This is a genomic window from Kitasatospora sp. NPDC004531, from assembly GCF_053602195.1.
The window spans coordinates 43,952-54,871 of the sequence record NZ_JBSGDD010000048.1; the positions used below are offsets into that span (position 1 = coordinate 43,952).

Sequence of the window (10,920 nt, forward strand, 5' to 3'; positions counted from 1 at the left end):
CCATGCCGGTCAACCCGCACGCCCTCGGCCGCCGCGACCCGCGCTTCGCCGACCAGCGCTGGCTGCTGGACCTGATGATCGAGCAGTTCGGCCCCGAATGGGACCAGGACCGACTGCACTACCTGTCCGCCCCGGTCAGCGCCGACCACAAGGGCGCCATCCTGGGCCTCGCCCGCAGCATCCGCAAGCTCGACGACTTCACCCGCGAAATGGCCAACCTGGCCCGCCACTTCGAGCTGCGCGGCCGCGCCCAGGAACAGGCCGGACACCCCGTCTCGGCCGGTGACGACTACTTCGCCGCCGCCATCCTGTACGGCGGCGCGCAGTGGCCGATCTTCGCCACCACCGAGCTCAACACCGTCCTGGAGCAGAAGAAGACCGACTGCTTCACCGCGTACACCCGCAGCGCCGACCACCACGTGGAGGCCGTCGAAGTCCCGTACGAGGACGGCAGCCTGGCCGCCTGGTACCACCTGCCGCCCGGCCACCGGCCGCAGGACGGCCCGCTGCCGTGCGTGGTGGTGCTGTCCGGCATGGACGGCTTCAAGGAGATCAACGTCTTCGCCGGCGCCGACCGCTACCTGCGCCGCGGCATGGCCGTGCTCACCCTGGACGGCCCCGGCCAGGGCACCTCGCTGGTGCGGGGCATCCCGTACCGGCCCGAGCGGTACGGCCAGGTCGGCGCCGCCGCCTACGAGGCGGTGGCCGGCCGCCCGGAGATCGACCCGGCGCGGGTGATGCTGTGCGGGATCAGCCAGGGCTCGCTGTGGGTCACCCAGATGGCCGCCGCCGAACCCCGGTACGCCGCCTGCGCGGTGATGTTCACCTGCTTCGACCCGGGCAACACGGCGATGTTCACCAGCCACTCGCCGACCTTCCGCCAGCGATTCATGTACATGACCGGCACCACGACGGTCGAGGAACTCGAAGCCGCCACCGCCGGCATGACCGCCCACGGCCTCGGCAAGCAGATCCGGATGCCCTACCTCGCCGCGATGGGCGAGGACGACCCGCTGTGCGACCCCGCCGACACCTACGACCACCTCAACTCCCTCGCCGGGCCCAAGGAGTTGATGTTCTACGTCGGCGAGCACCACGCCCCGGTCACCCGCACCGCCGGCCGGCTCGGACCGCAGGTCTTCCTCGCCGTCGCCGACTGGCTCGCCGACCGCGCCGCCGGCCGCCCGCTCGAATCCCGGCACACCGTGGTCGACTCCCGCGGCCGCAGCCACACCGAACCCTGGGGCGAGGACGACCGCCGCTACACCTACGGCGCGCCGCTCGACCCGCGCACCCTGCTCGGCGACGGGCCGGGCACCGGCCTGTCCTGACCCTGGAGCGCCCCGTGTACCTCGCCGCCGCGGTCGTCTCGATCGCCCTCGCCGCCGTGCTCGCCCGCACCGCCCACGCCACCTTCACCGGCAAGGAGGTGGTCCGGCGCGGCGTGGTCGAGGTCGGCTTCCCGCCCTCGCTGCTGTGGCTGCTCGGCCTCGCCCAGGCCGCCGGAGCGGCCGGCCTGCTCGCCGGCCTGCTCTGGGCCCCGCTCGCCGTCGCCGCCGCCGGCTGCCTGGTGCTGTACTTCCTCGGCGCGGTCGGCGCCCACCTGCGGGTCGGCCACCCCGAACGGGCCGGCCTGTCCGCCGCCATCCTGCTCGGCTCCGTGCTGACCTTCGTGCTGGCCGTGCTCCGACCCTGAACCCGCCTGCCGGCCACGGGAGTTCCGTACCGCCGGCCCCGGTGCCGCGTCACCGCCCCCGCAAATCCGTCCGTGCCGTTGAAGGGAACACCGCAATGACCGTGGAAGCCACTTTCGAGCGCCTCCGTGACTACCTGGTGGGGCCCACGCGGTTCATGAACCTGCTGAGCTGCTTCGAACTCGGCCTGATCGACGCGATCCGGGACAACCCCGGCGCGAGCGCCGAACGCCTCGGCGCCACCGCGGGAGTCGCCCCCGACGCCGTCGAGCAACTGCTGCTGCTCCCCGTCAAGGAGGGCTTCGTCGCCCACGACGAGGCCACCGGCGGCTACACCCTCGCCGCCCTCGGCGACGCCGCCCCCGCCGACCTGGCCCGGATCACCACCCTGATGCACTTCGTCAAGGTCATCGTGCTGCGCCAGGTCTTCCACCTCACCGAGAGCGCCCGCACCGGCAAGGTGGTCGCCCTCCAGCAGATCTACGGCCACGACGGCAACCTGTACAGCGCCGTCGCCGAGCACAAGGACCTGCGCGAGGCGTTCTCCACCCTGATGGACAACGTCACCGCGCACATCGACCCGTGGTTCTTCGACAGCATCGACATCCCGGCCGGCTCCCGGGTGCTCGACCTGGCCGGCAACACCGGCCTCGGCGCCGTCCTCGCCTACCGCTCCAAGGAAGAACTCGGCCTGCACGTCACCAACTTCGACCTCCCCGAGAAGGAGGCCGCCACCCTGGAGAACTTCCGCGCCCACGGCGTCGCCGAGCACTGCTCCTTCATCGGCGGCGACGTCTTCCGCGCCGTCCCCACCGGCTACGGCACCGTGCTGATCAAGCACTTCCTGGACATGTTCGACAAGGACGAGGTGTTCAAGATCCTCACCGGCGTGCACGGCGCGCTCGAACCCGGCGGCCAGGTCGCCATCCTGGTCCCGGTCTACCCCGAGGACACCACCGACCCCGGCAACGTCGACATCGACTTCTTCCCGGCCTTCTTCCTCGGCTGCACCATGGGCCAGGGCGGCCCGCAGAAGATCTCCACCTACCGCCGCTGGCTGGAGGAGTGCGGCTTCGAAGTCACCATGACCCGCACCCAGGACCGCGCCGCCATGCCCCCCGGCACCTTCGTCGTCCACGGCATCCTGAGCGCCCGCAAGCCCGCATGACCCACCGGCCGCTGCGCGCCGCCGCCCACATCTGGCCCGGCGGCGCGCCCGACTACCGCAGCTGGCGGGCCGCCGTGCTGCACGCCGAGGAACTCGGCGCGGACGCGGTCTTCGGCTACGACCACTTCCACGCCCCCGCCGTCCGCCGCACCGACACCGGCATCGAACTCGCCCCCGAACAGCCCGACGTCAACCACTTCGAAGGCTGGACGGCACTCGCCTCCTGGGCCGAGATCACCACCCGGGCCGAGATCGGCCTGCTGGTCACCGGCATCGCCTACCGCAACCCCGACCTGCTCGCCGACATGGCCCGCACCGTCGACCACATCAGCGGCGGCCGGCTCGTCCTCGGCGTCGGGGCCGGCTGGTACCGCAAGGACTACGACAGCTACGGCTACCCGTTCGGCCCGCTGCGCGAGCGGATGGACCTGTTCGCCGACGGCCTCCGCCGCATCGAGCACCGCCTCGACCGGCTCCGCCCGCCGCCGCTGCGCCGCATCCCGCTGCTGATCGGCGGCCAGGGCGAACGCCGCACCCTGCCGCTGGTCGCCCGGCACGCCGACATCTGGCACTGCGGCCTGGAGCCCGCCGTCCGGCGCCGCAAGGACGACCTGCTGCGCAAGTACGCCGACGAAGCGGGCCGGGACGAGGCGCTGATCGAACGGGCCGTCAACTGGGCCGGCCCCGCCCAGGCCGACGAACTGCGCGCCGACGGCGCCACGCTGTTCGTCACCGAGCTCAGGCCCACCGCCGCCGGCTACGACTTCACCGGCCTGCGGGAGCTGCTCGCCTGGCGCGACGCCGCGCGCTGAACGCACACCGACCGGCGGTGCCCCACCCACCCGGGGCGGGGCACCGCCGGTCCGCGCGTTCAGGGCCGGGCGATCCGCGGGCCCAGCAGCGCCAGGTCGGCCGCCCCCAGCCGGTCCCGGGCGATCTTCGCCTGGTGCCAGTACGGGTACAGCAGCGGCGGCGCGCTCACCTGCTCCAGCCGCTCCCGCTCACCGCCGGACAGCGTCAGCTCCGCCGCCGCCAGGTTGTCCGCCAGCTGCTCCCCGGTGCGGGCGCCCACCACCAGCGAGGCCACCGCCGGGCGGCCCAGCAGCCAGGCCAGCGCCACCTGGGCGGGCGTGGCCGCGCGCTCCTCGGCGATCTGCACCAGGGTCTCCACGATGTCGTAGAGCTGCTCCTGGTCGCGCACCGGCGGCTCGTTCCAGTCGTTCAGGTGCCGTGACCCGGCGGGCGCCCGGACGCCGCGCCGGTACTTGCCGGTGAGCAGCCCGCCGGCCAGCGGGCTCCAGGCCAGCACCCCGACGCCCTGGTCGACGGCGATCGGCAGCAGCTCGTTCTCGGCGTCCCGGGCCTGCAGCGAGTAGTGGACCTGCTGGGAGACGAAGCGGGCGACGCCGAGCCGGTCGGCGGTGGCGAGGGCCTTCATCAGGTGCCAGCCCGAGTAGTTGGAGCAGCCGACGTAGCGGACCTTGCCGGCCCGGGTCAGGTGGTCCAGCGCGGCGAGGGTCTCCTCCAGCGGGGTGCGGCCGTCCCAGGCGTGCAGCTGGTAGAGGTCGATGTGGTCGGTGCCGAGGCGGCGCAGCGATCCCTCGCAGGCCTCGATCAGGTGGTGCCGGGACAGGCCGGCGTCGTTCGGGCCCGGGCCGGTGGGCATGCGGGCCTTGGTGGCCAGCAGGGCGCGGTGCCGGCGGCCCTTCATGGCGCGGCCGACGATCTCCTCGGACAACCCGCCCGAGTAGGAGTCCGCGGTGTCGATCAGGTTGACCCCGGCGTCCAGCGCCCGGTCGATCAGCCGGGTGGCGTCGAGGACGTCGCTGTTGCCCACCTTGGCGAATACTCCGCGTCCGCCGAAGGTCATCGTGCCGAGCGACAACACCGAGACGCGCAGGCCGGAATTGCCCAGCCAGCGGTATTCCATGGGATTCTCCGTACGGTCTGTTGGCTGCTTCGTGGCATGGGAACGCGCGGCCACTCCGGTGTTCCGGGCGGTCGCGCCGTGGGGTCGTTCGGGAATTCGGTGGGGGTTTCTGCCCGCATTCGGCGAAGGCTGCCGAGTAGGCCTTCGCTGATGCGATGCGATGGGAGTGCCTTTGCTCCGGCCGGATTGATTTTTGACCGGTCCTTTACTGGCTCACCAGTATTTCGTGCTGCAGCCTGCGGGCCTCCCGGGAGGGTTTGAGTCCGAGTTCCCGGTCGAGGACGAGCCGGAGTTCGCCGAACACCGTGAGCGCCTCGCCGCGGCGGCCGGAGCGGTGCAGCGCCTCCATCAGCTTGAGGTAGAAGGACTCGTGCAGCCGGTGGGTCTCGATCAGCGAGCGCAGCTCCGCCACGATCTCGCGGTGGCGGTTGTTGGTGAGGTCCGCCTCGATGCGGAGCTGGACGGCCTCCAGTCGGGCCTCCTCCAGGTACACCGCGAGTCCGCGCAGGGCCGGCCCGGAGGTCAGGTCGGCGGGGATCGGCCCACGCCACAGGGCCAGCGACTCGCGCAGCAGGTCGGCGGCGCCGACCGGGTTGCGGCAGCGCAGCTCGGTGCGGGCGCGGTCGACCAGGTGCTGGAAGCGGAAGGCGTCGATGTTGCCGCGGGGCACCGTCAGGACGTATCCGTCCGGGCGGGTGGCGAGCAGCTCGGACGGGTACGGGCAGTTGAAGATGATGGCGAACATCTTGCGGAGCTGGTGCACGTAGGTCTGCACGATGGTCTTCACGGTGTTGGGCGGGCCGTCCGGCCAGAGCTCGTCGATGATGCGGTCGACGCTGACGGTCGATCCGGCGTTCATCGCGAGCAGGGCGAGCACCTGGCGGGGCTTGGTGGCGGTGACCCGACCGGTGTGGCGGAGTTCCGTGGATCTTGTCGCGTGGCCTATTTCGAGGGGCCCGAGCAGATCGATTCGTACCAGCTCTCCGGACATGACTACGCTCCCTGTGGATTATTCGTGAATTGCGTCGACCGATCGACCGCGGGAAGCCTGTCGAAATCTTCGATATCGAGTGCTTGTGGGGGTGGGCGGATCGGGGAATTTGTCCACGACCGGTGAGTCTAGGTTGACGTTGTGAGCATGTCAACGACGCATCTCAATTCCGCATCGATGTGCCCGGGGCGTGTGGGAATAGCTGTCAAGAGCGATCCCTCGGCCAATTTTCCACCACTATTCCCAGGCGGCCCGACAGGCCCGTCGGCCCCGTTCGTCACACCCGCCCCAGCGGCCGCCGGCGCCCCAACCGGACACGGCGCACCCGGACCCGCCGGCCGGGAAGGCCGAAGGCCCGGGTGCGCCGCGGAAGGCGAAGGCGCCGGGGTCAGGCCGCGGCGGCGTCGTGCACCAGCCGGAGCAGGTCGCCCAGCGTGGAGACGTCCAGGATCTGCTCCTCCGGGATCACCACGCCGTACTGCAGCTTGAGCCGGGCGACGGTCTCGATCAGCGCCAGCGAGTCGTAGCCAAGCTCGTCCAGGGTGAGGTCGGCGAGCTCGCCGTCCAGGCCCTCCGGCCGGTCGCCGCCGGCGCAGGCGATCAGGATCTCGTGCAGGTCGTGGATGGTCATGGTGGCGGACATCGGTCAACTCCCGTTCTGGGCGGCACGGACGACGACAGCGGAATTGAAGCCCCAGCGGCCCCGGGCGAGCACCAGCGCGGTGTCCACCCGGGCCCGGCGGGGCTCGCCGAGGACCAGGTCGAGCCCGTACTCCTCGGGCACCCGCGAGGTGCCGAAGGTCGGCGGGACGACGTCCTCCTGCATGCTCATCAGCGCGGCGACCACGTCCAGCGGGCCGCCGCCCGACAGCAGCCGCCCGGTGAGCGTCTTGGGTGCGGTCACCGGCACCCCGCGCTCCCCGAACACCTCGCGCAGCGCCCGCGCCTCGGCCCGGTCGGCCTCCGGCACGCCGAGCGCGTCGGCGAACACCACGTCCACCTGCGCGGGCTCCAACCCGGCGTCGGCGAGGGCGAGTTCGACGGTGCGGCGCAGCGCGGGCGGCCGGCCGCTGCCCGGCGCGGGGTCGAACCCGCAGGCGTACCCGGCGATCTCGCCGTACACCCGGGTGCCGCGCGCGGCGGCCGAGGCCGCGTCCTCCTGGACCAGGATCGCGCCGCCCTCGCCCGGCAGGCAGCCGCAGGCCCGGGCGTCGAACGGCCGGTAGGCCGTGGCCGGGTCGGGGTCGAGGCTGATCCGGCCGCCGGACAGGTGGGAGGCCCACCCCCACGGGTCGAAGGCGGAGTCCACCCCGCCGCACACCACCAGCGGCACCCCGGTGCGGATGGTGCGGCGGGCCTGCCCGAGCGAGTCGAGGCCGCCGGCCTGCTCGGCGACCAGCGCCAGCGAGGGGCCGCGCATGCCGTGCCGGATGGAGAGCTGACCGGTGTTCACCGCGTAGAACCAGGCGAACGACTCGTACACGCTGACGTGTTCGGGGCCCTGGCTCCACAGCTTCTTGAACTCGCGGTGGGTGAAGTCGAACCCGCCGGAGGCGTTGGCGGTGACCACGCCCATGTCGTAGTCGGCGAACTCGGCGGGGTCCACCCGCGCGTCCTCCAGGGCGCGTTCGCCGGCGATCAGCGCCAGCCGGGTGGACAGGTCGGTCTGGGCGAGCAGCCGGCCGGGCAGCATCCGCTCGGTGTCCAGCCGCACCAGGCCCGCCAGCCGGGCCGGCGACCCCGAGGCGTCGAACCGGTCCAGCACGCCGATGCCGCTGCGGCCGGCCAGCGTGGCGGCCCAGAACTCCTTGACGCCGAGGCCGTTCGGGGCGACCACGCCCAGCCCGGTGATCACGCTCATGCCGTCCTCCGTCCGGGCCGGACCAGCACCATCGCGCTCTGGAAGCCGCCGAAGCCGCTGCCGACCGTCAGCACGGTGTCGGTGCGGTGCTCGCGCGCGGTGTTCGGCACGTAGTCCAGGTCGCAGTTGGGGTCCTCGACATGCAGGTTCGCGGTCGGCGGGACGACGTGGTGGGCCATCGCCAGCAGCGAGGCGGCGATCTCCACCGAGCCGACCGCGCCCAGCGAGTGACCCACCATCGACTTGATCGAGCTGACCGGCGCCCGGTACGCGTGCTCGCCCAGGCTGACCTTGAACGCCGCGGTCTCGTGCCGGTCGTTCTGCTTCGTCCCGGAGCCGTGCGCGTTGATGTAGTCCACCTGCGAGGCGTCCACCCGGGCCTCGCCGAGCGCGGCGCGGATCGCCTCCGCCATCTCCCGCCCGTCGCTCTTCAGACCGGTCATGTGGTACGCGTTGCAGCGGGTGGCGAACCCGCCGACCTCGGCGTAGATCCGCGCCCCGCGCCGGCGGGCCGACTCCAGCTCCTCCAGCACGAACACCGCGGCGCCCTCCGCCAGCACGAAGCCGTTGCGGGTGCCGTCGAACGGCCGGGAGGCGTGCGCCGGGTCGTCGTTGTACGTGGTGGTGGCCTTGATGGCGTCGAAGCACGCCACCACGATCGGGGTGATCGGGGTGTCGGTGGCGCCCGCCACCATGACGTCCGCGCTGCCCTCGCGGATCAGCGCGACGGCGTGCCCGACCGAGTCCAGGCCCGAGGTGCAGCCGTCCGAGACCATGGCGACCGGGCCCTCCGCGCCGACCGTCCAGGCCACCTCGGCGGGCATGATGCTCGGCACCATGTGGTCGTACATGTGCGGGGAGAGGTGGTCCGGCCCCATCAGCCAGTTCCGCCCGGAGTCGGACAGCACCAGGTACTCCTGCTCCAGGCTGGTGGCCGCCGCGACCGCGCTGCCCAGGCTCACCCCGATCCGGTGCGGCGCGTGCGCCGACAGGTCGAGGCCGCTGTCGGCCACCGCCTCCCGGGCCGCCACCACCGCGAACTGGGTGGCCCGGTCCATCCGCCGCACCTCACGGGGCGTCAGCCCCTCCGCGGCCGGGTCGAAGTCGACCTCCGCCGCGACCTGCGAGCGGTACGGGGACGGGTCGAAGAAGGTGATCCGCCGGGTCGCCGTACGGCCCTCGGACAGCAGCTCCCAGAAGGCGTCCTTGCCCCGTGACCCGGGCGCCCGCACTCCCATTCCGGTGATCACGACTCGCCGGCTCATGCGGCGCCACCGGGCGCGTTCATGCCGTTCACCTGCCAGGCCTCCCACTCGGATGCGTTGCCCAGAACGTGATCGGGAAGCTAGTTGGGCCTGCTCAAAGCCCCCTAAACGGGCGCTTCAGCCCCACCCCCTGCAGCCCGGCTCTAGCAGCGGTGCAGCGGCGGCCCGTACCAATGCCCGGGTACCCGCAGCACCACCGGCCCCGGAGGGAGTCACCATGCCGACGACCGCAGCCCGCCCACGGGGGCCGTCGTGAGGGCCGCCGTGCTGCACGCCCTCGGCGAGCGGCCGCGCTACCAGGAACTGCCCGACCCCGAACCCGCCGAGGGCGAGGAGCCGGTACGGATCACCGCCTGCCCGCTGACCAACCTCGACCGGGCCCGCGCCGCCGGCACCCACTTCGCCGCCCCCGCCCGACTCCCCGCCGTCCTCGGCTCGTTGGCGGCCGGCCGGCTCCCCGACGGCAGCCGGGTGCTGTTCCGCTCCGCGCACGGCGTGATGGCCGACCGGGCCACCACCCGCCGCGCCTGGTGCACCCCCATCCCGGACACGGTGGACGACGTCACCGCCGCCGCCGTCCAGAACCCCGGCGTCTCGGCCTGGATCTCGCTCACCTGGCGGGCCGATCTGCGCCCCGGCCAGAGCGTCCTGGTGCTCGGCGCCACCGGCGTCACCGGCCGGCTCGCCGTCCAGCTGGCCAAGCACTTCGGGGCCGGCCGGGTGGTCGCCGCCGGCCGCAACCCGCGGGGCCTGGCGGAGCTGCGCGAGCTGGGCGCCGACCGCACCGTCCGCCTCGACGTCCCCGACCGGGAGCTCGACCGGGAGCTGCGCGAGGCCGCCGGCCCCGACGGCTTCGACGTGGTCCTCGACTACCTGTGGGGCCGCCCCACCGAGATCTTCCTGAACACCCTGATCGTCAACGACATGGTGCTGCGGCACTCCCGCACCCGGCTGGTCCAGGTCGGCGTGATGGCCGGCCCCACCCTGACGCTGCCCGCCGACGTGCTGCGCAGCAGCGGCCTGGAGATCCTCGGCAACGGCACCGGCAACGCCCCGCCGCCCGAGGTGCTGTCCGGCTCCCTCGCCCGGATCCTCGACCTGGTCGGCGCGGGCGCCCTGCGGATCGACCCGCACCCCGTCCCGCTGGCCCGGGTCGCCGAGGCCTGGGACGCCGACCCGCCCGGCCGGCGCACCGTGCTCGTCCCCGAGCCCCACCCGTCCACCCCACCCGCGCACCCAGCGAAGGAGCACCGGCCATGACCGACCAGCAGCAGACGCCGACCCTGTACGAGCGGCTCGGCGGCGCCATGGGCATCGCCGCCGTCATGGACGTGCTGACCAACCGGCTGTTCGACAACGCCTCGGCCAACCTCAACCCGTACGTGGCCAAGATGCACCAGGTCAACTCCCGGCCGGGCTTCATGTGGATGGTCACCGCCTGGTCGATCGAGGTGACCGGCGGCCCCAAGGTCTACCCCGGCAAGAACATGGTCGACGCGCACGCCGACATGGTCACCAACCACTTCGACTTCGACGTGGTGGCGCTGGAGATCGCCGCCACCCTGAGCTTCTGCGGGGTGGCGCCCAAGGAGGCCAAGGAGTACCTGGCCATCATCGAGAGCTACCGGGCCGACGTGCTCACCCACTCGGTCGGCAAGCCCGGCGGCGTCGACTCGCTGGAGCGCCCGCAGGACTGACCGGCCGTGAGGGGCGCCGCCGCCCCGGACTCCTGCGCATGAGTCCGGGACGGCGGCGTTCGCGGCGTCGGAGTGGTTCAACCCCGCGCTGGAGCCGCGGTCCTGGGGGAGCCGCCGACGGCACGCCGGCGCCGGCTCCCGCTGTCGTCGGTCCGGTTCGGGCATGGGAGGCCAATCGTGGTCGGAGCCGGCACTTCGTCAGCACCCGTGCGGGGAACCCGCCGAGGCGTTCACGGCAACGACCGTACAATTGAGAGCGCACTCGAAATCAAGCCCGAACAGCCGTGCGCCCCGGAGGTCCTGGCCTCCTGGGC

At 72.7% G+C, this 10,920-nt stretch carries 11 protein-coding genes; 6 read left to right on the plus strand and 5 right to left on the minus strand.

From position 1 onward, the window contains the following. Window positions 1–2 precede the first annotated feature (2 nt). The 4 genes from ACWEMJ_RS20120 (at window position 3) to ACWEMJ_RS20135 (ending at window position 3,674) form a co-directional block, all read left to right on the plus strand. Window positions 3–1,331: an alpha/beta hydrolase family protein gene (locus ACWEMJ_RS20120; protein WP_452138426.1), complete on the plus strand. Its 1,329-nt coding sequence runs from the start codon at window positions 3–5 to the stop codon at window positions 1,329–1,331. A gap of 14 nt (window positions 1,332–1,345) precedes the next feature. Beyond that, a complete protein-coding gene (locus ACWEMJ_RS20125) occupies window positions 1,346–1,696 on the plus strand; it encodes a DoxX family protein (RefSeq protein ID WP_452138427.1) in 351 nt (116 codons plus the stop codon). 95 nt (window positions 1,697–1,791) lie between these two features. Beyond that, a complete protein-coding gene (locus tag ACWEMJ_RS20130; protein ID WP_452138428.1) occupies window positions 1,792–2,862 on the plus strand; it encodes a methyltransferase in 1,071 nt (356 codons plus the stop codon). Then, entirely contained in the window at window positions 2,859–3,674 is an 816-nt protein-coding gene (locus tag ACWEMJ_RS20135; protein WP_452138429.1) for an LLM class F420-dependent oxidoreductase, read from the plus strand. Before ACWEMJ_RS20130 ends, ACWEMJ_RS20135 begins: the two co-directional genes overlap by 4 nt. A gap of 59 nt (window positions 3,675–3,733) precedes the next feature. Here ACWEMJ_RS20135 and ACWEMJ_RS20140 read toward each other — a convergent pair whose 3' ends face one another. The 5 genes from ACWEMJ_RS20140 to ACWEMJ_RS20160 all read right to left on the minus strand — a co-directional run bounded on the left by ACWEMJ_RS20140 (window position 3,734) and on the right by ACWEMJ_RS20160 (window position 8,909). Beyond that, window positions 3,734–4,792, minus strand: coding sequence for an aldo/keto reductase (locus ACWEMJ_RS20140; RefSeq protein ID WP_452138430.1), 1,059 nt, complete (start codon window positions 4,790–4,792; stop codon window positions 3,734–3,736). 205 nt (window positions 4,793–4,997) lie between these two features. Beyond that, window positions 4,998–5,783: an AfsR/SARP family transcriptional regulator gene (locus ACWEMJ_RS20145; protein ID WP_452138431.1), complete on the minus strand. Its 786-nt coding sequence runs from the start codon at window positions 5,781–5,783 to the stop codon at window positions 4,998–5,000. Window positions 5,784–6,171: 388 nt separating this feature from the next. Then, complete coding sequence (locus ACWEMJ_RS20150) at window positions 6,172–6,426, minus strand: acyl carrier protein (protein WP_452138432.1); 255 nt, start codon at window positions 6,424–6,426, stop codon at window positions 6,172–6,174. A 3-nt stretch (window positions 6,427–6,429) separates the two neighbouring features. After that, window positions 6,430–7,644: a ketosynthase chain-length factor gene (locus ACWEMJ_RS20155; RefSeq protein WP_452138433.1), complete on the minus strand. Its 1,215-nt coding sequence runs from the start codon at window positions 7,642–7,644 to the stop codon at window positions 6,430–6,432. Further along, the gene (locus ACWEMJ_RS20160; protein ID WP_452138434.1) at window positions 7,641–8,909 is read right to left on the minus strand and encodes a beta-ketoacyl-[acyl-carrier-protein] synthase family protein; all 1,269 of its coding nucleotides are present in this window, start codon (window positions 8,907–8,909) and stop codon (window positions 7,641–7,643) included. Before ACWEMJ_RS20160 ends, ACWEMJ_RS20155 begins: the two co-directional genes overlap by 4 nt. A gap of 252 nt (window positions 8,910–9,161) precedes the next feature. On the opposite strand from ACWEMJ_RS20160, the gene ACWEMJ_RS20165 reads away from it, so the two are divergent. Both ACWEMJ_RS20165 and ACWEMJ_RS20170 read left to right on the plus strand, forming a co-directional pair. Beyond that, window positions 9,162–10,169: a quinone oxidoreductase family protein gene (locus ACWEMJ_RS20165; protein ID WP_452138435.1), complete on the plus strand. Its 1,008-nt coding sequence runs from the start codon at window positions 9,162–9,164 to the stop codon at window positions 10,167–10,169. Then, on the plus strand, window positions 10,166–10,606 hold the full coding sequence (locus ACWEMJ_RS20170; protein WP_452138436.1) for a group I truncated hemoglobin: 441 nt from the start codon (window positions 10,166–10,168) through the stop codon (window positions 10,604–10,606). The genes ACWEMJ_RS20165 and ACWEMJ_RS20170 overlap by 4 nt, the downstream gene beginning before the upstream one ends. The last annotated feature ends 314 nt before the right edge of the window (window positions 10,607–10,920 follow it).

Bases quoted from the DNA above. Each gene is read 5' to 3' on its own strand.
- ACWEMJ_RS20120 (WP_452138426.1), top strand. From the start codon at position 3: ATGCCGGTCAACCCGCACGCCCTCGGCCGCCGCGACCCGCGCTTCGCC.
- ACWEMJ_RS20130 (WP_452138428.1), top strand. From the start codon at position 1,792: ATGACCGTGGAAGCCACTTTCGAGCGCCTCCGTGACTACCTGGTGGGG.
- ACWEMJ_RS20135 (WP_452138429.1), top strand. From the start codon at position 2,859: ATGACCCACCGGCCGCTGCGCGCCGCCGCCCACATCTGGCCCGGCGGC.
- ACWEMJ_RS20140 (WP_452138430.1), bottom strand. From the start codon at position 4,792: ATGGAATACCGCTGGCTGGGCAATTCCGGCCTGCGCGTCTCGGTGTTG.
- ACWEMJ_RS20145 (WP_452138431.1), bottom strand. From the start codon at position 5,783: ATGTCCGGAGAGCTGGTACGAATCGATCTGCTCGGGCCCCTCGAAATA.
- ACWEMJ_RS20150 (WP_452138432.1), bottom strand. From the start codon at position 6,426: ATGTCCGCCACCATGACCATCCACGACCTGCACGAGATCCTGATCGCC.
- ACWEMJ_RS20155 (WP_452138433.1), bottom strand. From the start codon at position 7,644: ATGAGCGTGATCACCGGGCTGGGCGTGGTCGCCCCGAACGGCCTCGGC.
- ACWEMJ_RS20160 (WP_452138434.1), bottom strand. From the start codon at position 8,909: ATGAGCCGGCGAGTCGTGATCACCGGAATGGGAGTGCGGGCGCCCGGG.
- ACWEMJ_RS20170 (WP_452138436.1), top strand. From the start codon at position 10,166: ATGACCGACCAGCAGCAGACGCCGACCCTGTACGAGCGGCTCGGCGGC.